This is a genomic window from Candidatus Desulfosporosinus nitrosoreducens, from assembly GCF_030954495.1.
GTDB classification, from domain to species: Bacteria; Bacillota; Desulfitobacteriia; order Desulfitobacteriales; family Desulfitobacteriaceae; genus Desulfosporosinus; species Desulfosporosinus nitrosoreducens.
Window position 1 is genome coordinate 1 of record NZ_JAVHUW010000023.1, and the last position, 19603, is coordinate 19603.

The 19603-nt window shown below is 44.7% G+C and carries 18 protein-coding genes; 5 read left to right on the top strand and 13 right to left on the bottom strand.

The window, feature by feature from the left end; translation table 11 throughout:
* The 10 genes from REC12_RS01925 to REC12_RS01965 form a co-directional block, all read right to left on the bottom strand.
* The coding region (locus REC12_RS01925; protein ID WP_308891979.1) for a two-component system sensor histidine kinase NtrB at positions 1 to 1636 on the bottom strand (1636 nt) is incomplete at its 3' end.
* 123 nt (positions 1637 to 1759) lie between these two features.
* Positions 1760 to 1882, bottom strand: a complete 123-nt coding sequence (locus REC12_RS01930; RefSeq protein WP_308891980.1) for a cyclic lactone autoinducer peptide — start codon at positions 1880 to 1882, stop codon at positions 1760 to 1762.
* A gap of 17 nt (positions 1883 to 1899) precedes the next feature.
* Positions 1900 to 2469, bottom strand: a complete 570-nt coding sequence (locus REC12_RS01935) for an accessory gene regulator ArgB-like protein (RefSeq protein WP_308891981.1) — start codon at positions 2467 to 2469, stop codon at positions 1900 to 1902.
* A complete protein-coding gene (locus REC12_RS01940) occupies positions 2441 to 2896 on the bottom strand; it encodes a hypothetical protein (protein ID WP_308891983.1) in 456 nt (151 codons plus the stop codon). The genes REC12_RS01935 and REC12_RS01940 overlap by 29 nt, the downstream gene beginning before the upstream one ends.
* 229 nt (positions 2897 to 3125) lie before the next feature.
* Positions 3126 to 3419, bottom strand: a complete 294-nt coding sequence (locus tag REC12_RS26400) for an accessory gene regulator B family protein (RefSeq protein ID WP_374214153.1) — start codon at positions 3417 to 3419, stop codon at positions 3126 to 3128.
* Between the two features lie 57 nt (positions 3420 to 3476).
* On the bottom strand, positions 3477 to 3965 hold the full coding sequence (locus REC12_RS01945) for a hypothetical protein (RefSeq protein WP_308891984.1): 489 nt from the start codon (positions 3963 to 3965) through the stop codon (positions 3477 to 3479).
* Between the two features lie 585 nt (positions 3966 to 4550).
* Complete coding sequence (gene aguB, locus REC12_RS01950) at positions 4551 to 5426, bottom strand: N-carbamoylputrescine amidase (RefSeq protein WP_308891986.1); 876 nt, start codon at positions 5424 to 5426, stop codon at positions 4551 to 4553.
* Positions 5427 to 5449: 23 nt separating this feature from the next.
* Complete coding sequence (locus REC12_RS01955; RefSeq protein ID WP_308891987.1) at positions 5450 to 6484, bottom strand: agmatine deiminase family protein; 1035 nt, start codon at positions 6482 to 6484, stop codon at positions 5450 to 5452.
* Between the two features lie 163 nt (positions 6485 to 6647).
* Complete coding sequence (locus REC12_RS01960) at positions 6648 to 7766, bottom strand: HD-GYP domain-containing protein (protein WP_308891989.1); 1119 nt, start codon at positions 7764 to 7766, stop codon at positions 6648 to 6650.
* A 73-nt stretch (positions 7767 to 7839) separates the two neighbouring features.
* The gene (locus REC12_RS01965; RefSeq protein WP_308891990.1) at positions 7840 to 8232 is read right to left on the bottom strand and encodes a response regulator; all 393 of its coding nucleotides are present in this window, start codon (positions 8230 to 8232) and stop codon (positions 7840 to 7842) included.
* A 180-nt stretch (positions 8233 to 8412) separates the two neighbouring features.
* Here REC12_RS01965 and REC12_RS01970 point away from each other — a divergent pair, with 180 nt between their 5' ends.
* Positions 8413 to 8739, top strand: a complete 327-nt coding sequence (locus tag REC12_RS01970; protein ID WP_308891991.1) for a helix-turn-helix domain-containing protein — start codon at positions 8413 to 8415, stop codon at positions 8737 to 8739.
* Positions 8740 to 9024: 285 nt separating this feature from the next.
* Here REC12_RS01970 and pheA read toward each other — a convergent pair whose 3' ends face one another.
* Complete coding sequence (gene pheA / locus REC12_RS01975) at positions 9025 to 9870, bottom strand: prephenate dehydratase (protein WP_308891993.1); 846 nt, start codon at positions 9868 to 9870, stop codon at positions 9025 to 9027.
* A gap of 246 nt (positions 9871 to 10116) precedes the next feature.
* On the opposite strand from pheA, the gene REC12_RS01980 reads away from it, so the two are divergent.
* The 4 genes from REC12_RS01980 to REC12_RS01995 all read left to right on the top strand — a co-directional run bounded on the left by REC12_RS01980 (position 10117) and on the right by REC12_RS01995 (position 17188).
* Positions 10117 to 11346, top strand: a complete 1230-nt coding sequence (locus REC12_RS01980; protein WP_308891994.1) for an MFS transporter — start codon at positions 10117 to 10119, stop codon at positions 11344 to 11346.
* Positions 11238 to 12971 (top strand): N-acyl-D-amino-acid deacylase family protein, encoded by a 1734-nt coding sequence (locus REC12_RS01985; protein ID WP_308891995.1) that lies wholly within the window; start codon positions 11238 to 11240, stop codon positions 12969 to 12971. Before REC12_RS01980 ends, REC12_RS01985 begins: the two co-directional genes overlap by 109 nt.
* A 219-nt stretch (positions 12972 to 13190) precedes the next feature.
* On the top strand, positions 13191 to 14420 hold the full coding sequence (locus REC12_RS01990; RefSeq protein ID WP_510167162.1) for a multidrug effflux MFS transporter: 1230 nt from the start codon (positions 13191 to 13193) through the stop codon (positions 14418 to 14420).
* A gap of 146 nt (positions 14421 to 14566) precedes the next feature.
* Positions 14567 to 17188, top strand: a complete 2622-nt coding sequence (locus REC12_RS01995) for a S8 family serine peptidase (protein WP_308891996.1) — start codon at positions 14567 to 14569, stop codon at positions 17186 to 17188.
* Between the two features lie 192 nt (positions 17189 to 17380).
* Here the strand turns inward: REC12_RS01995 and ilvN are convergent, their stop codons facing one another.
* Together ilvN and ilvB are read right to left on the bottom strand one after the other, a co-directional pair.
* Complete coding sequence (gene ilvN, locus REC12_RS02000) at positions 17381 to 17878, bottom strand: acetolactate synthase small subunit (RefSeq protein WP_308891998.1); 498 nt, start codon at positions 17876 to 17878, stop codon at positions 17381 to 17383.
* Between the two features lie 4 nt (positions 17879 to 17882).
* Positions 17883 to 19571, bottom strand: coding sequence for a biosynthetic-type acetolactate synthase large subunit (gene ilvB, locus REC12_RS02005; RefSeq protein ID WP_308891999.1), 1689 nt, complete (start codon positions 19569 to 19571; stop codon positions 17883 to 17885).
* Positions 19572 to 19603 lie beyond the last annotated feature (32 nt).

The window sequence follows — 19603 nt, forward strand, 5'->3', positions numbered from 1 at the left end:
AGAACGGAGTTCCTATCTTTTCCTGGATTTCCGGGGGAATTCCCGGTCCTTGATCTTTTATCGTCAAGACGACGCTGTCAGCTTTTAAAAAGGTGCCTATGACAACTTTACCGCCTTCCGGGGTTACCTCCAGACCATTCCGAACTAAATTAAGAATAAGTTGTCTGATCTCATTTTCATTGACCAGGATATCCGGCAGCTCATTAAGTTCAATGGCTACTTCCTTGTTGTTATGAAAGGCGTCTGCCTGGAGCATGGGAAATACTTTATGGATTATTTCATTAAGACTTTGCAGCCGAATATTGTCCGCGTTGACTTTGGCCAGTGACAGGAACCCGGTAATAATTTCATTCGCCCGATCAATTTCGGATATCATTAGGTCTAAATTTGGTTTTTCCCGTTCGAATGTTGGTTTTCCTCCAAAGATTTGTAAAAACCCTTTGACTGTCGTTAACGGATTTCTGATCTCATGGCTGATCCCCGCAGCCAGCTGGCCAATCAAGTTAAGTCTTTCTAAACGGTTAAACTCCCGCTGCTGTTGTTTCAAGACCGTGATATTTCTAAAGAAAACCGTCAAACCATCCTCAAAAGGATACGCGTGATATTCGTAAAACTGATCGGAAGAGGTAAAGCCCTCGGCTTCCCAGTGAACCGTCTCCCTCCCTGCCATAGCTTCCTGCAGTTTGCTTTCTGTCAACGAGTCTGATATCTGAGGAAACACTTTCCATAAACTCTCTCCCAAAGCAATCTTATCCGGATAAATTCTTTGAGTCTCAGGATTTACAAATGTGAATCTATAGTCACAATCAACAGCAAAAAAGCCGTCAGAAATCCCTTCCATGATTTTAGTCAATCTAAGCTTTGACGATTCCAGTTCTTGATTTACTCGTTTTAAATTATCAGTGAAGTATATGATTTTGTCTAAAACGGGGTTTAGCTCGGGAAGTTTATTGTTAAGTATGCTAATTTTATCAACTTCTTTATTTTCAACTATTATTTTACAAAAATAGTCTAAGCAAAGCCCAATTTTCTGAAAGTCTTTTCTTAAGATAATAATAATCAGCGCTGAAAGAGTTAAAAGCAAGGTAAGCATTCCATTATATTCATAATAAGAATTAAAAATCATGTTGGCATTTTTGGCATATAGCCAAACAAAACCTATTGCATTTTCCTTGTAATAGATTGGGACTTTACAAAACATTTCATCCTTGTTCAATTGATTAAATTCCCCATTGGATTTCTTTATCTCTACAAAGTCATCTTTGATATTAATTAAGCTATCTTTATTTTTAATCAGAACATCTAAATCTATGTCATAATAACCAATACAGAAGGTTTTATCCTTAAATTTTGGTTGAATTATTTTACTTATACTTTCTATTTTCTGTTCAACTGTCAGCGAATTATCATATTTCTGGCTTTCAATTATTTCTATCTCGGATTGAATGTTTGACTGTATATTTAATGACTCTAATAATAAATTATTTTTCAATCTTATTTCCTGTTTGTCCCAATAAATTTGTCCGTATAAGATTAAAAATAAAGCAATAAAAGTAAAAATACTCACTGTTACTTTTAGCAAGGTGGAATTAATGATCGATTGCTTATTAATCATTTTTTTAAGATTAAGCATCATCGCAGAATCTCCAATAGCTTAAAATTTAGGCAAGGGATTTACAAGTTATTTTAAAAATAGCAAATCAAAAGCTTAAATAAAGCTTTTGATTTGCTGAAATTGATTTAGTAGAGTTACTGTCAATTATTTTTGCAGAGCCTTGGGAGTTTTGGGCTGATAATACCAAGCAGCACAAGCAAAAACCGAGGTCGCACTGGCCAGTAGCATCAGTAACGAGGCAATCCCAATACAAAAGTACTTTTTCATAGACTCTTTTCACCTCCTTAATTGTTGAATATAGGAAGGAGCGTGATACTTTGGGACAGCACACCAAACGTCACGCTAAGGCTTAACACCTCATTCGCAGAAAAGCCTACGATAAGAATCGATACCATTACAAAAATTACTGAGGAAACTTTCAGTTTTAACTTTAAACTCTTAGAATGAATGGGTTTTGCTTCACTGTCAACAGGGGCTAAGAAAAACACAATTAAAAGAGCAATCAACAAGACCATTGTTAAATTCATTTTGCTCAAGTCGCAGCCTTTAAGCTTGCCTACGATAATACCGATAAAACTGTAAGCGATAGCTCCGAAGACCAAACAATTGAGAGGCTTCTTTAAATGAGCTCCTCCCGACAACCTACGCAGAAAAGTCCCGAAACAAGCTGTCAACAACGTAGGAACCAATACATTCAAGGCATACCCCAGTAAAACAATAATAACCATGCCTAAAATGCCCAGCAGAACTGTTTCTATGGCATATGCAATAATTTCCTTTTTTTCTTCATCATAATCTAATTGGCTGGTAATAGCACAAGTTAGTTTATAACTGATATTTTCTGAGAAATTCATTTGTTTTTCCTCGTTTTCTAACATAGTTAGTTATATATGCAAAGAAAAAAATCAAAACTACATGAGGTTCCCCCATAAGTATTCTTATAAGAGTGTTTGTAGCTATAATTTCAGGTGTAAGCCTAAAAATAGGCATCAAAATTACTACACTCATGTACTCTAAAACGACCAGTGTTAAAAAGCTTAACAAACTGGATAAAAACGCCAAACTCAGATCAGTTTTTTCTAACAAGACTAAAAATCCAAATAGTAAAATAATCAAAAGAACTGTATGAATTTGAAAAGTGATCGGTAACAGTCTTGCTAGATATGCGGAAAATCCTAAAGCAACACCAATAATTGTAATTCTATACCAATTAAATGGTATTTGGGCAATTGCAAATGCCAACGAAACTATAGCAATTAGTTCTGGAACTCCCTGAAACAAAACTGCGATAAAAGGAATCTCGATTTAAATCACGCTCCTTATGATTCTCAAACACTACTGATAAATAAATCTTTTCATAAATTGCTTCTTTAGTTTCATTATGGCATACTTTCCATGACGAATTCGCGCGAAACTTGTCCATGCTCAAATTTTATTAAGATTGTTTGTTGCACATTCCAATGTTCTTAGAACAATCTAGCGCATTTTCACTTTTAAGCAAGAAAATTCCTTATATTGCTATATTTTTAAATGTATGGAAACAAAAACTATATCTTTTTTGTTGACATAAATTAACATACCCAAGGAATTTAAGCAGATACTTGAACAAACTCCCTTTTAAAAAGCTAAAAGGTACTTCGTTTAACAATGTAATAGGCTCCTTTAGATGAGCTCCACCAGACACCCTGCATAATAAAGAACCAAAGCCAGCTGCCAAAACAGCGGGAACTAAGACATTCAATGCATACCCAAATAAGACAATAATACTTACACTCAAAACATCCAATAAAACCGTTTCTAGCATAAGTAATAATTTTTTTCTTCTTCATTATCCAACTCCGCGATGATGACATAAGTCAATTTATGACTTACATTTTCCGAAAAATTCATATATTTTACCCCTTTTTCTAATTTGACGGATTATAAGTGCAACTAAAATCATTAGAATTACCTGTGGTTCACCCACAAGTATTCTAATAGTTAAGTTTGAAAGTACGGTTTCAGGCGTAAGTTTAAATATTGGCATCAATGTTGATAAAACTACATATTCAAAAACTGCTAATGCTAAAAAGCTTAATAGACTGGATAAAAACGCCAAGCTTAGATCCACATTTTCCACAATAAGCAAAATTAAAATAAATATAATAACCAACAAAATTGTATGAATCTCAAAAGTAATTTGTGATAATCTTGCTAAATATGCAGAAAAGGCCATTATTATACTAATAGTCAGAACCTTTTTTAAATTAAATGATATTTGCGCAATAGAAAATGCTAACATAGTTACAGCAATTTGCTCCGGTATTCCCTGAAAAAGAAGCGCTAAAAGAGGAATTTTAATGCAAATCACGCCCTTAACAAATTTATAGAACATTAGATTTGAATAAATACATAGAAAAAGTCATTTTTCATGTCTATATTTCTAATCTCATTATGGCATACTCTTCATGGCGAATTCGCGCGAAACTTGTTCAAATTTTATTAAGATTGTTTGTTGTCATTTCAATATTTTGAATAATCAGCACGTTTCTTGTTTAAGTATTATTAAACCATATTTTACATTATGTAGATGATGAGTATTAATAAAGCTAACACTCCTTTGCATTTAATATATTATGGGAGAATGTAAGACTTCATATTTGAGGCTAGGTGGATGTATAATTCACCTAGCTTAAGCTCCAATACTATATAATTAGTCAAATGTGCAAAGGCGCACTCGGATTATTTCGAGTGCGCCTTATTAATTTCAAGCATGGCATTGGGGCCGGATATCTACAACCGATGCCATGCTTGAAAGCCGAGTAAATGTCAAGGAATAAACAAAACTCGGTCATAAATACCTCCTCCTTAAATCCGAAAAGCACTTCGCCTTCACATTGCAGACGAAGTGCCTTTATTGTTTTACTTTGGTATAAGATAACCTAAAACAAGCCTTTTAAAAAATAGTCTCCCCATCATAGGATGTGATAATCTTATACAAATCCGGCCGGCGGTCCCGGAAAATCCCCCATTCCAGCCGCTGTGTCTCCATTTGCTCTAAATCAAATTCAGCGACAAGAACAGTCTCTTCCGTGCGGCCGGCTTCGGTAATTTTATTTCCTTGCGGCCCGGCAATAAAGGACGAGCCATAAAAGGTGATGCTGGAATCATCATCTTCTTCGACTCCGACCCGATTCGAGGCTATAACCGGCATCAGGTTGGCTGCGGCATGCCCTAGCATACAAGCCTGCCAGTGATCTTTCGAATCAATAGAGCCGTCTTGAGGCTCGGAACCAATTGCAGTTGGATAAAACAACAGTTCAGCGCCCATTAAAGCCATACAGCGCGCCGCTTCGGGATACCATTGATCCCAGCACACTCCAACTCCAATTTTAGCATAACGGGTCTGCCAAACCTTAAAACCTGTATCTCCCGGATTAAAATAAAATTTTTCTTCATAGCCCGGTCCATCCGGTATATGACTCTTGCGATATTTTCCCAAAACCTCTCCGTCAGCATCAATAACGGCTAAAGAATTATAGCGGGCATAATTTCTTTTTTCATAAAAACTAATCGGCAGGACTACCCGCAGCTCTTCAGCCACTTTTTTAAAATGCTCCACTGCCTTATTTTCTGCCAATTCTGAAGCATACTGATAGTACACGGCCTTTTCCTTTTGACAGAAATAGGGGGTTTCAAACAGCTCCTGCAATAAGATAATCTGAGCGCCCTTTCCCGCCGCGGCGCGCACTAAACGTTCCGCTTTGGCAATGTTTTCCGCGGAATTCCCGGAACAGCTCATTTGCGTGGCGGCAACTTTTACAGTTCTCATTTATAGATCCTTTCTTAAGTTCCTTATATCCCGGCAGGCATCTGTTGGGTTGTGCAGTGCACATTTCCGCCCTCACGGATAATTCCCAAGCCATTTACCGTTCGAATCCTTCGTTCCGGAAATATCTCTTTAAACATCTGCACCGCCAGTCGGTCAGTTTCGGTCGCTTCTCCGCCGAAAACCGGAAGAATGATTCCCCCATTTACAAAATAAAAGTTCAGATAGCTTAAAGTTAAACGTGCTTTCGTTTCAGGATCGCACAACTTGGGAGGCTGTTTAAGCGGGATGATTTCTAAAGCTCTTCCTTGAGCATCCGCTTCCTTTCGCAGCAACGCCAAATTCAGATAAGTTATCTCATAATTCTCATCAGCAGGATCGTCGCAGACTTGCATAAGAACTTTGCCGGGAGCGGCAAAACAGGCGATATTGTCCACATGGCCATCCGTCTCGTCCCCAGCTAATCCTTTTTTCAGCCAAATAATTTTCCGGACATTGAGAAAATTTTTAAGTTCGGTCTCAATCTGTTTTCGAGATAATTCCGGATTGCGGTTCTGATTCAGCAAACACTCCTCAGTGGTTAGAAGCGTACCTTCTCCATCCACATGAAGAGAGCCTCCTTCCATCACCAGCGGGGCATCAAAGCGTCTTATCCCAACATGCTCTAAAATCCTGCCGGCCACCTGATCATCCAAATCCCAGGGCTCGTATTTCCCGCCCCAAGCATTAAAACGCCAATTAACGCCCGCAACCTCACCGGAATCATGAACCAAAAACGTCGGCCCGTTGTCCCTCAGCCAAGCGTCATTATGCCTGACCGGCAGAAATTCAATTCTCTCATTTGCCAAAAGGTGAGATATTCTTTCCGCATCTCCCGGATTCAAAAGCACCGTTATAGGTTCAAATTCGGCAATTGCTTGAATAATCTCCGTATAACTTCTGCACACTGCTTCATAGTCTTCCGGATGGCACATAGACTCTTGTACCGGCCAGGAAATAAAGGTTCGTCTGTGCTTAGTCCATTCAGCAGGCATTCGATAGTTTAAATTAAGCGGATACATTATTTTTCCTCTCACAATTCATTTTTAATACATTGTTCTTATTCTACTTCATCGTCATGAGAATTTAAAGCCGCTTTCAGTATTTCACACGGACAATAAAGCTTTTATCAAAATAAGGAGCAGCAATAAACTTGAAGACAAGTTTTAATTACCGCCCCTTATCCTATTTAATGAAGTAATCCGTATAGCTTTCCTTTTTTTCTACACATTGAATAAAGTATGTTAACTCCTTCATCAAATCAATGTATTTTTCTTCATCTATATATTTCCCATCTCGATCAAAAATAAGCTTGACAAGCGGACGTGTCGGAAGACTCGTCGGTACAGCTACAACTAAACCGACTTCTCCTGTATTTAAGGTGACTACCGTATTTCGGGGATAAAGATTTAACGACTTGCGAAATGCTTCAACAACTTGGGGATTAAAATCCTGATCTGCGCTCAAAATCATTTCAAGGGCGTGATAAGGCGGGAGTGCTTTCCGGTATGGACGGTCAGCAGTCAGGGCATCATAAACATCTGCAACAGCAATAATTTGAGCACCCTGACAAATATTTAATCCCTTTAGACCATCGGGATATCCTCTGCCGTCCCAGCGTTCGTGATGCTGTCTCACTGAGCTTAGGATACACGGTGCAACAGCCGCCTCCCGCAACATGGCTTCGCCTTCCAGAGGGTGCCGCTTGACGATGTTCATTTCATCCTCGTTTAATGGCCCCGGTTTGTTTAGAATCTCACGGGGAACTTTAATCTTGCCGATGTCGTGGAGAAGCGCCCCCATAGTCAGGTACCGCAAACGCCGCCCTTTATAGCCTAATTTTCTCGCTATCAGGGCCGATAATATGGCAACATTGACAGCATGGACAAACGTGGAATAATCGTATTCCTTCAAGCGCAGCATATCAATACGTGGAGTATCAAAATCTATACACACGTACTTATCTCTAATTTCATTTATAATCTGCTCGACAATAGTCACTGTCTGAGAAATCTGCTCTGTGGTCACTAATCTTACCTCATGATAGATGTTCCATATTGAACCCACTATGTGGCAATATAGGTCTTCAGAAAAACAGTCTTTATCAGAAAGAGCAGATTTGCCAAAGTTTTTGTCGGATTTTAAGGTGTATATTTCTTTTTTGGCCAGTTTTCGCCATATCCACTCAGTCATAAGTTGCCCTCGTGTTAAGAGCAAGATTCCGCTGGCATCGAACAAATCTATCTTGATTTGTTCACCTATAGCCAGAACACAGGGTGGTAGCTTTTCAAGAACCAGATTCATGGGACACCTCCTGATTCATGTTCACTGCCGCTCAAGGAATTCTAAGGAAAATCCCGGCAGCACTTTACTGGAATCATTCTGCCATTGCGTTCTTCCAAGCACCGTCTTCAAACACTGAGTCAATAGCTTTAAGCAAAACCTCCAAATCGAGAGGCTTATTCAAGATGTCGCGCACACCAAAGCGTCGTACAACGGGCTCCAGATCTTCTTCTGCAGTGATCATAATGACGGGAATATCTCTGGCCCGTTCGTCTTGCTCAAGCCGCGACAACACCTGCAGCCCTGACATTCCCGGCATACTTTGATCTAAAAGGATGAGAGACGGTCGGTGAACAGATGTCGCAATGCTTAAGCATTCTGATCCGCTGGCTGCCGTTGTGACACTATAGCCCGATTCCTCCAAAGCTCTTTGGATAAAAAGTCTGATCGCAAAATGATCATCCACAACAAGAATGTATTGCGACAATTTCCTCTCTCCTTTTGCACAATATTCCACGTGTTGTATTATTAACACACTTTAATCATTTCCATGCAGATTACCTACACATTGTATAACTATATGTCTATATTTTCAATAGAATTACACACATACAGTCGGTAAGATGTTTTAGGCGACTACCTTAAAATTGGAATAGGAGGTGATAGAGTGTCTAACATTCAAGAGGTTGTCGGGAAAAATATTCGGTTATTCCGCCAGACTAAGGGGCTAACACAAGAAAGACTGGCTGAGCTTGTCAATGTTAGTAGTTCATATATTGGGTATCTGGAACGAGGACTGAGGGCCCCTTCGTTAGACCTATTAGCTAGAATAGGCACCACCCTAGATGTCGAACCAACAGTATTACTCAATACTTCTTCGGAGGATACCGACCCCATACTAAAGAAGCTCAATGCTCTCCTGGTAGGAAAAGATCCAATACCGATTCATTTCCTTTATGAAGTTGCCGTTGCTTATTTCGCCTCTATTAAGTGAAAATAAGCTTGGCAACTTTTATGAAATCTATTCCTAACAATTTACAAATTCACCTTCTCGCCTTCCTGGCTTCAGGGGCACTCATCTTTCCATGGCAGGCACCGTCTAATTGCGCTTATACTGGAAGAAAGCGGGCAAACGAAGCTTAAGTTTTATACTTTCTAAAACTAGTGCGAAAAAAGGGGCTTTGCATCTGCATGCAAAGCCCCTAGATTTCAAACGAAGATAGTCTATTTAGTCTGCCCGAATAGAGAAATTATGACTAAAACGACTTAAGGTTGCGGTTTATAAATTCTGTTCCGTCTCGGCCATGGGATATGAGCCTAAAAATTTATAAAAATTCGTTTTCCTCTGCACCATGGTTAACGCATCCCTAACATCCGGGTCAGTATAATGTCCATCAATATCAATAAAAAAAATGTAACGTCCGAGCTGCCCGCGAGAGGGCCGCGATTCAATCTTTGTCATGTTAATGTCCCACAAGTTGAAAATGTCCAGGATGCAGGCCAGACTCCCCGGCTTATGTTCCGTTGAGAAAACTATTGAAGTCTTGTTGTGAGCCGCGGGAATGTGATTCGTGTCCTTCCCTACAACCACAAACCGTGTGAAATTATTGTCTTTGTCCTGAATATCTTGGAGAACTGTTTCCAGGCCAAAGATTTCCGCGGCCTCCAGGGGGCCGATAGCGCCTGCCGTCTTTCCTTTCCTCCGAGCCTGATTGGCTCCTTCCGCATTGCTGCTGGTCAGATACAATTTTGCCTGGGGTAAGTGTGTCTCTAAAAAGAGACGGCATTGTCCGGCCGATTGTGGATGAGTATAAATTTCAGCAAGTTCCTTCCAGTTTGCTCCGGGCGAAACCATGAGGGTCTGGGAGATGCGCAAAACAAGTTCATCCAGAATCATTAGGTCGACTTCCCAGGCCAATATGTCTAAAACGATATTAACCGAACCCTCTAAAGAATTTTCAAAAGGAATTACCGCTAAATCCAATTCTCCACGCTGCACAGCCATAAGCGTTTCGCGGATATTCGGCAACCCGACTAAATCCGCCTCCTGCTCATTGCGGGTATAGCGCTGTGCCGCTTGTTGGGTGAACGTGCCTTCCGGTCCGAGATAGCCAATCTTAAGCATAATATCCCCCTGTTCCAAAACATTCAATTAAAATAGCTTTGTGTCATAGTTCAGTTTAGATGTTTTTACAATTATATCATTGGGACCCATTTCTCGAAAGAAGCTAAAAGACGGCGGCCTTAGAAAAAATTTTAAGCCTACTTTTGGCCTTGCCTCTTAAACTTCAACGGAGTACACTAATCTTAAAACTTGTTATCCGAATAGGAAGATCCGTCAACCCCATCAAATCAGTTTAGAGGGATAAAAATGAACTACAAGCACAACGCTCAGTTATCTGGTGGTCAACAGCGACCGAGCCTCTCACCCAGCCTCCTTTTAATTTTGGCTATCAGCTGCGGGCTGTCTGTCGCCAACCTTTACTACAATCAGCCTTTACTTGCCGACATGGCCCAGTCTTTCCATGTTTCCGCATCCCAAATCGGCAATATTTCCATGCTTACTCAACTGGGGTATGCTTTGGGACTTTTTTTATTTGTCCCGCTTGGCGACATTCGGGAAAAAAAGACGCTGATTATCCTATTGCTCGGCTTAGTAACGCTTTCCTTGCTGTTCGTAGGAATATCTAAAAACCTGACCCTGTTGGGGGTGGCCAGTTTTGCTGTGGGTCTAACAACCGTCGTTCCTCAGATTATTGTCCCGCTCGCCGCTCAACTCGCAGAACCTCAACAACAGGGACGGATTGTCGGGATCGTAATGAGCGGCTTGTTTTTCGGAATTCTTTTAGCCCGCACAATCAGTGGGATTATTGGCAGTTTATTGGGCTGGCAGGCCATGTATTTTATCGCGGCGGGGTTAATGTTTATTTTAGCCTTGATGTTGGGGAAGGCTTTGCCCAAAACCGGTTCAACCTCAAATTTGTCTTATAGCCAGAGTCTTTATTCGCTCTGGGGATATATTACCAAGCTGCCCTTATTGCGCGAGGCCTCTTTAATGGGAGGGCTTCTTTTTGGCTCCTTTAGTGTCTTTTGGACAACCTTAGCCTTTTTTATCAAACAACCTCCCTACTATTATGGGACAGAAATTGCGGGCCTATTTGGCTTGATAGGGGTCGCGGGCGCTTCTTTTGCCCCTATCGCGGGACGCTTAGCCGATAAAAAAGGCCCCCGGATCGTCGTGGGAATTGCCGCCGGGGTGACGTTGCTCGCTTACCTGGTCCTCTGGCTGTTGGGCCATCATTTGTGGGGGTTAATATTGGGCGTCATTTTATTGGACCTGGGGGTACAAGGTGCTCAGATTTCCAATCAAGCCAGAGTGTACGCCTTAGTCCCCGAAGCTAAAAGCAGATTAAACACTATTTACATGGTCACTTATTTCATCGGCGGGTCTTTGGGTTCTTTTCTTGGCTTACGCGCTTGGAGCCTTTGGCAATGGAAAGGTGTCTGCTTGGTCGGCGGCCTGATGATCCTTGTCAGTATAATTATTTGGACCGCCGGTTGGAAAAGCAATCAGGTGAAGCTGTCAGGAAAGGTGTTGTAAGGATCATGTTAGATCTGGCAATCTTAGGAGGGCTTGTGATCGATGGAACGGGGAATGCGCCCGAACAAAAGGACTTGGGAATCAAAAACGGGAAGATCGTAGAGCTGGCTCCGAAACTTTCAGCAGAGGCCGAACAAACGCTTGACGCCACAGGAAAGATGGTTTCACCGGGCTTCATTGACGTGCACAGCCATTGTGACCTAGTCCCATTTTTGTCCGGTCCCATTCGAGAAACCAGAATCCGCCAGGGGATTACGACGGAAATTGCCGGACAGTGCGGGCTTGGCCCTGCGCCTTATACGAAAGACATGCAGGACTGGCGCAATTACCTTACGCCTATTCTTGGCACAGGGCCGCAAACTTGGAACTGGCCTGATTTTTCTGCCTTTCTTCAGGATATTGAGCAAACTGCAAAACCGAACAACCTTGCTTTCCTCATTGGTCATGGGGCAGTTCGGGCCCAGGTTCTGGGACTGAAAAACATCTCCCCTACTAAGAAAGACCTAGCTGAAATGTGCGCTATTGTTGATGAAGCAATGTCCGCAGGAGCTCTGGGGATTTCTTACGGATTAGCTTATTTGCCCGGCATGTTCGCCCCTCAAGAAGAACTTGTGGCCCTTAGCTCCGTAGTAGCGGCTCATGACGGCATCATGATGATTCACATTCGCAGTCATTCCCGTCAAGTCCGTGAGGCCATGGCAGAGGCTTTAACCGTTGCCAAGAAATCCGGAGTTAAATTGCAAATTTCTCATATGCGCTCTTATGCCAACCGCCATTATGGTATTTCCGGGCAGGAATTACTGGACATGGTAGATAAGGCCCGGGCCGCAGGTGTCGATGTCACCTTCGACGAGCACCCTTATCAAGCAGGCAGCACGCTGTTGTCTCAAGTTCTCCCTCCCTGGGCCAAGGAAGGCGGAGGACCGGAAATTATTAGAAGGCTTAAAGATCCTGCCTTGCGGTCAAGGCTCAAAGATGAGTTAACCGAACAGGGACCGGACTATCCGGGTTGGGACAACTTCGTGGGTATGGTCGGCTGGCCAAACATTATGATTAGCTCCACATTCCGGGAACAGAACAAATGGGCAGAGGGGCGCAGGGCAGTCCAGCTGGCTTCCGGGACAGCCTCCGCCCGGACAGCGCAAATTGGAGAAATTATCGCTAAGATTGCCGATCTTCTGATTAGTGAAGATTGTCAGAGCTCCATGGTTATGCATAATTTGTTTGCCGAGGAAGATATCGTCACTCTGCTGCAACACCCCTTATGTCAAATAGGCTCCGACGGTATTCCCACGGGCAAACCTCATCCTCGCTTATATGGCACTTACCCCAAGTTCCTGGGGGAGTATGTCCGGGACAAGAAACTATTAACCTGGCCGGAGGGAATTAAGAGAATTACCGGGGACCCGGCCCAAAGACTGGGCCTGGCGAAAAAGGGTTTTATCAGGCAAGACTACTCGGCAGACCTTGTTGTTTTTGAACCGGAAACTATCAGCGCGCCTGAAGATTACAACAAACCGGATACTCTTCCTCGGGGCTTAAATTACACCATCCTTAACGGCCAAATTGTTTGGTCTGAGGGCAAACTTCTAAGCTCGCAAAGCGGCCGGCTGCTTAAGAATTAGTTATAACCAGATAAAGCGCTCTCTTTTCAATTCCTTTAAACTAGGAGCAGGGAAAAGAGAACGCTTTTGTCTTAGGCAATTAGATTTGGTGTTTATTAAACGCATTTACACTATATGATGCTATAATAAGTACATTATATCATGAAATAACCGTACAACTTTTTTAACCATCAGCCTGAACTACCGGAACAAACTATACATAAAGGAGATTAAGCATTCGTGAACAATCATGCTCTTACCGATTCTGCCTCAATGGCCTCACGTTCCCGTCGCTTATGGACCGCTATTGTCTTAGGCGCTTTGTCTGCTTTCGGACCGCTGTCGATCGACATGTACTTACCTTCCCTGCCCACGCTGACCAGAGATCTGCACACAAGCACATCCCTGGCCCAGTTCAGCCTGACAGCGTGTCTTCTTGGTCTTGCCTTGGGACAATTAGTATCCGGTTCACAAAGTGATGTACGTGGGCGACGCATCCCGCTCCTTGTCGGGCTGGTCTGCTATACAATCTCATCTCTGTTGTGCGCCGTCAGTCCTTCCATCGGGTCTCTGATTTTGCTGCGCTTTATCCAGGGATTCGCCGGGTCGGCAGGTATTGCTATTTCGCGCGCCATCGTCCGGGATCTTTACTCCGGGCCTGAAATGACCAGGTTTTTTGCACTGTTAATGTTAATTAACGGTGTAGGCCCGATTGTTGCCCCCATCATCGGGGGACAGCTTTTAGAATTCACTTCCTGGCGGGGAGTGTTTCTCGTTCTCTGTGCAGTCGGTGGCGTTATGCTTCTGGCGGTCTTTTTTACATTGCCGGAAACATTATCCTCTAAGCACCGCTCCCAAGCAGGCCTAATAAATATCTTGAGAACCTTTGGCGACTTAATCAGCGACCGGGGGTTCATGGGATATGCCTTGCCCCAGGGACTTGTCATGGCCGCTATGTTTGCTTACATCTCAGGTTCGCCCTTTGTGATTCAAAATATATTTGGAGCCTCTCCCCAAATGTACAGTCTCTTTTTTGCCATCAACGGGTTGGGTATTATTATTACCGGGCAGGTCACCGGACGATTAGCCAGCCGGGTCAGTGAGACAAAGCTTTTCATCGTCGGTCTCCTTCTGGCTAATCTGGGCGGCTTGTGTTTGCTGGTATCGACTCTCGCTGGCGCAGGACTCGCGGCCATTTTAATATCTTTGTTTTTGGTTGTCTCAAGTGTCGGTATCGTATCCACCGCCGGCTCATCTTTAGCTATGGAAAATTACGGCCATTCCGCAGGAAGTGCGTCCGCCTTGTTAGGATTATTTTCTTTCGTCATCGGAGCTATCGTCGCCCCGCTCGTGGGCCTCGGCGGCGGAAATACGGCCATCCCCATGGGCGTTGTCATATTTGTCGCTGAGGTTGGGGCGCTGCTCTGTTATGTAATACTAAAAAATAAAAAAAGCCCAGTGCATGCCTAAGCCGGATAGACCGGCTTTTTTTATTTTTACGGGAAGATACACCTTCAGCCTGCTCTGAGAAGCGAAGGTTCGTGGTAGAGAAACTGCAATCAAAATTCAATTATTGGGAATACTAGAAGAATTAAATATCTCATAAGGAGCAGTCTATGGCTAAAAGAAAGATTGCAGTATCAGCGCTGCTCATCGTCATCCTGCTGGCAGCTGGATTTATTCTACTAAAACAAAGCGGCAGTCCTCCCTCTCCTAAGAACGTCTCCTTGAAATCAACCGTTGGTCAGAATCAAACAGCGAACATCAACACACCCCCGGCTCAAGGGGCATCAACTCAGTCTGTCGTTAATCCCAAGTACTCGAACGAGGACCAGTTGACTCCTGAAAATATCTCTAACCAGGTTGTCGTTAAACTCAGTTCAGGAACTGATCCCGAAAAATTAGCCCAAACAATCAATGCGGAAATCGTAAGGAAAGGTCCGCTTCAATATATCACCTTGGCCCTCCCTAAAAACCAGTATGCCAGTATTATTGAGCGGCTCAAGAAAACAGCGGGCGTTTTGAGTGTCCAGCCTGTTCGGATTCTTAAAACAACAACTGTCAAAACGATGAGCGTCAATCCCACGGACTCGTTGTATCCGCAACAATGGGGTTTAACTAAGATCGAGGCTCAAAAAGCCTGGAACCTGGGATTTACGGGCAATGGCATTACCGTTGCCGTAGTAGATACCGGAGTGGACCTCAATCACCCTGATTTAAAGGACAATATCCTGCCGGGTTACAATGCCATTACCGGGGTCACCGGCGGTACAACCATTCAGGACAACAACGGTCACGGGACACATGTCTCAGGTATCATTGCCGCTGAGGCAAACGGGATTGGTGTCGTCGGGGTTGCTTACCAAGCCAAAATCCTGCCAGTCAAAGCCCTGACCAAACAAGGCGAAGGAACAGATGACTGTATTGCCGACGGAATCACCTGGGCGGCTGATCACAGCGCTAAAATTATTAACCTTAGCTTAGGCTCGGACAGTGAAAGTGACGTACTCAAAGAGGCTCTGCAATATGCTGCGGACAAAGGATGTTTAATTGTCGCCGCCGGGGGAAATCTGGAGGATAACCTGACAACGATCTCCTACCCTGCGGCTGATCCTCTTGTTTTGGCCGTAACGGCCACAGATTCCAATGACCAGATCGCCTCGTTTTCCCTGCCGGGACCTCAAGCGGGGCTGGCGGCACCCGGAGTCAATATTGCCAGTGATTATTGGCAAAATTCCTCAGGATATGCTTCTTTAGACGGAACTTCCATGGCTTCGCCTTTTGTAGCGGGAGCGGCGGCTCTTGTCTGGAGTGCCCACCCTGACTTAAACGCTCAGCAGGTAAGAGTCGCTCTGGAAAATTCAGCTCGTGATTTAGGTGCCGCCGGGAGGGATAATTCTTACGGCTTTGGGCGAGTCGATGCCTACTGGGCGGTCCGTTTTGCGGATAAATCCCCGGCATTCTCCTCACCTGCAAATCTCGATTGGGCCGGCGGAACGGTGCAGGGAGGAACAAGCACTACTTCAGTGACCTTGACTGTTCCGGCTCGAACCTTTGGTCTTGATCCTTCGGCAAATGTCACGGTGTCCATTGGACCAGCTTCTGATGCCGCTGCCTTTCCATCCGGTATATTGCCTCTGGGAGATGCCGTCTCTCTTCAGTGGAACAGCTCTGTGAAAAAATTTCTCGGCTTAACTTTATCTACTACTGGAAGTACTCCGAGCTCAAACCGTGTGGGATATATCTTCCACTGGTCCGGGTCACGCTGGATATTGACAGGAGGAGGCCTTAACGCCGCGGCCATTAGTACTGCCGTTACTGAACCCGGAATTTATCGCGTCGGTTTTGTCCTGCCGCCTGAAAACCATCGCCTGGCAGGGAATGATCAAATTCAAACCTCCCTGCAAATTTCTCAAACAGAGTTTCCCTACGGTGCGGATACCGTACTCCTAGCAACTGCCGACGATTTTTCCGATGCCCTGAGCGGGGTTCCGCTGGCCTACAAACTGCACGCCCCGATTTTACTTACCCCCCCTGAGCAGCTGCCCGCCGCCCTCAAAACAGAGATTCAGCGGTTGGCTCCCCAGAAAATAATCCTCCTAGGCGGAACCGCCGTAATTTCAACGAACATTGAACAACAGCTGCAATCGGCATTTTCCGTCCAGCGTCTGGCAGGAGTTACCCGCTTTGGAACCGCCGCGCAAATTGCTTCTGCCCTGGGAACCATAGGGCAGGCTGTTCTGGTCAATGGAACGAGTTTCCCCGACGCTATTTCTATAGCTTCACTGGCGGCCCAACAAGGTATTCCTATTCTTTTAACAGATACAAATTCCTTGCCTACGGAAACTGATGCCATAATGCGGCAGCTTCTTATCAGTCAGACAACGGTTGGCGGCGGGGAAGCCGTTGTTTCTTCAACCCTCTTCAGCAATTTGCCCACGCCGGCGCGTCTAGCCGGATATGACCGTTATGACACCGCCGCGGCCATTCTGCAGGCCTTTCCGCCTCAGGGAAATTTACTGTTTGTGGCAACCGGGGAAAATTATCCGGACGCTCTGAGCGGCGGAGTTATAGCGGCCATGAACCAGTCCGGCTTGCTCCTCGTCCCCCTGACAGGCCCTAACTCCGCTGAAACCTCCCTGATCCAAAGCTGGCATGGGAAAACTGTCTACGTTTTCGGCGGCACTGCCGTAGTACCTGACGAAATCCTTCAGCAGGTTCAAAGCGTGGTCCGCTAAGGTAGCAAAAAGATGGTCTCGAATCTGCTTATCTGGAGGTCATATTCCTCAAAGTTAGAATCGTCCAGTCCCATAGTGGTAAGTTGCTTTAAAAAGTGAACTATGAAAATTACATGGGGTTGTAACAAGCCGCAAGCAGTTTGTTACAACCCCATGTTGTTAAGAACGTATTGACATTGTTATCTGCAGCGTTTACTGCTCCTTTGCCGGAATCGGTCCGCGCGAAAGAGCAATTTTACCCGTCCGGACGATTTCAATAATTCCATGATCCTCCTCCAGGACCTGACAGAGGGCATCAATTTTAGTTTCATCCCCGGAAAGCTCGATAACCATCGTTTCCCGGCTGACATCGACAATACTGGCCCGGAAAATATTGACAATGTTGATAATATCCGAGCGCGTCTCCAAACTTGCCTTAACCTTTATCAAAGCCAGCTCACGCTGGATTGACTCAACTGCCGTCAGATCACTGATTTTTATGACGTCAATTAATTTGGACAACTGGTTGACGACCTGTTCCTGTTCAATTTCATCCCCTTCCACTACAATGGTGATCCTTGTGGTATCCGGTTCTTCCGTATAACCGGCGGCAATGCTTTCAATATTAAAGGCTCTGCGGCTAATTAAACCGGAAATATGCGTCAGAACGCCCGGCCGGTTTTCAACCAAAACAGCAAGAGTGTGCTTCATCTCCTTAACCTCCCATAATCATCTGGTCCAGACGCGCTCCCGCCGGAACCATCGGTAAAACATTTACCGTCTCAGGCGTCCAAATATCCACTAATACCGGGCCAGGCATAGCTAAGGCTTCGGTCAGAACCTTATCAAGATTTTCCGGCTCGGTCACCCTCAAACCGGTTACTCCCATGGCTTCAGCCAGCTTCACGAAATCGGTGTGCCCTTTTAAACTGGTATGAGAATAGCGTCCGCCATAAAACATTCTTTGCCACTGAGCTACCATGCCTAAGGTTTGGTTATTCAGGACCAGGATAACCACCGGGAAATTACCATCCGCTAAAGTCGCCAGCTCCTGGCAATTCATCATGATGCCCCCATCGCCGACAAACAAAACGACTTTACTCTTCGGCAAACCGCACTGCGCTCCCAAGGCCGCCGGCAAGCCATAACCCATCGTTCCCAAGCCTCCTGACGTCAGCAAGGTGCGAGGATGTTTAAACCCGTAGAATTGAGCCGCCCAGATTTGATTTTGGCCGACGTCCGTAACGACCACTGCCTCACCCTGAGTCAGCTCGCTGACCTTTTCGACAACGGCCTGGGGCATCACAAGATTCTCCTCTTGTTTATAGGTCAAGGGAAAGTCTTTCTTCCAATCTAATACCTTTGCCAGCCAAGGCTGAACCTGCTCCTTTAACTCAGCGGAAACATCCCCAACCCGTTCCACTAAAGCCGGCAAGGACCACTTCAAATTGCCAACGACCCGTATATCTGCCAGAACATTTTTATTTATTTCCGCAGGATCAATATCAAAGTGAACGATTTTGGCCTTTGAAGCAAAATCACTTAAAAGTCCCGTCACCCGATCGTCAAAGCGCACGCCAATCCCTAACAGCAGATCGCATTCCGTTGTCGCCATGTTAGCGGCATAAGTTCCGTGCATTCCCACCATCCCTAAAAATTGAGGATGATCAAAGGGAAGGCAGCCTAAGCCCATCAAACTGGAAATCACCGGGAATCCGGTTTGTTCCACCAGCGCTTTCATCTCCGGCGACGAATCTGAGAGATTAACTCCACCTCCAATAAAAATCAAAGGTTTACGAGCTGCGCGCAATTCCTCAAAAACCTGATCGATCACCAGCGCATTGCCTGCATAGACAGGACGATAACCACGCAGCGCAACTTCAGATGGGTATTGATAGTCAAACTCAGCTGCAAAGACATCTTTAGCGATGTCGACAACGACCGGCCCCGGACGGCCCGTGCGGGCGATATAGAAAGCTTCCTTTAGCGCCCTCGGCAGCTCCTCAACGGTCTTGACCAAATAGTTGTGTTTGGTGATAGGAGTCGTAATTCCTCGAATATCCGCCTCCTGAAAAGAGTCCCTGCCAATAAGCGGAACGGCAACTTGCCCCGTTATCGCCACCAAGGGAATAGAATCCATATAAGCTGTGGCAATTCCTGTTACCAAGTTCGTCGCGCCGGGACCGGATGTCGCAATTACTACCCCAACTTTGCCCGTGGCCCTGGCGTAGCCATCAGCGGCGTGAACCGCCCCTTGCTCGTGTTTGGTGAGAATGTGTCTAAAGTTCGCTTTATATAAAGCGTCATAAAGCGTCAGCACCGCCCCGCCGGGATAACCGAACGCTACATCCACATTTTCATTTTTTAAAGATTCAATAATCGCCTCCGCACCTGTCATGATCATGCCTCGTGTTCCTCTCCTTTGTCATGCTGGAT

Excerpts from the sequence above, each read along its gene's own strand:
- REC12_RS01980 (WP_308891994.1), top strand. The coding sequence starts at position 10,117 with ATGAACTACAAGCACAACGCTCAGTTATCTGGTGGTCAACAGCGACCG.
- REC12_RS01930 (WP_308891980.1), bottom strand. The coding sequence starts at position 1,882 with ATGAAAAAGTACTTTTGTATTGGGATTGCCTCGTTACTGATGCTACTG.
- REC12_RS01995 (WP_308891996.1), top strand. The coding sequence starts at position 14,567 with ATGGCTAAAAGAAAGATTGCAGTATCAGCGCTGCTCATCGTCATCCTG.
- REC12_RS01955 (WP_308891987.1), bottom strand. The coding sequence starts at position 6,484 with ATGTATCCGCTTAATTTAAACTATCGAATGCCTGCTGAATGGACTAAG.
- REC12_RS01985 (WP_308891995.1), top strand. The coding sequence starts at position 11,238 with ATGGAAAGGTGTCTGCTTGGTCGGCGGCCTGATGATCCTTGTCAGTAT.
- pheA (WP_308891993.1), bottom strand. The coding sequence starts at position 9,870 with ATGCTTAAGATTGGCTATCTCGGACCGGAAGGCACGTTCACCCAACAA.
- REC12_RS01960 (WP_308891989.1), bottom strand. The coding sequence starts at position 7,766 with ATGAATCTGGTTCTTGAAAAGCTACCACCCTGTGTTCTGGCTATAGGT.
- ilvN (WP_308891998.1), bottom strand. The coding sequence starts at position 17,878 with ATGAAGCACACTCTTGCTGTTTTGGTTGAAAACCGGCCGGGCGTTCTG.
- ilvB (WP_308891999.1), bottom strand. The coding sequence starts at position 19,571 with ATGATCATGACAGGTGCGGAGGCGATTATTGAATCTTTAAAAAATGAA.
- REC12_RS26400 (WP_374214153.1), bottom strand. The coding sequence starts at position 3,419 with ATGCTAGAAACGGTTTTATTGGATGTTTTGAGTGTAAGTATTATTGTC.
- aguB (WP_308891986.1), bottom strand. The coding sequence starts at position 5,426 with ATGAGAACTGTAAAAGTTGCCGCCACGCAAATGAGCTGTTCCGGGAAT.
- REC12_RS01935 (WP_308891981.1), bottom strand. The coding sequence starts at position 2,469 with ATGAATTTCTCAGAAAATATCAGTTATAAACTAACTTGTGCTATTACC.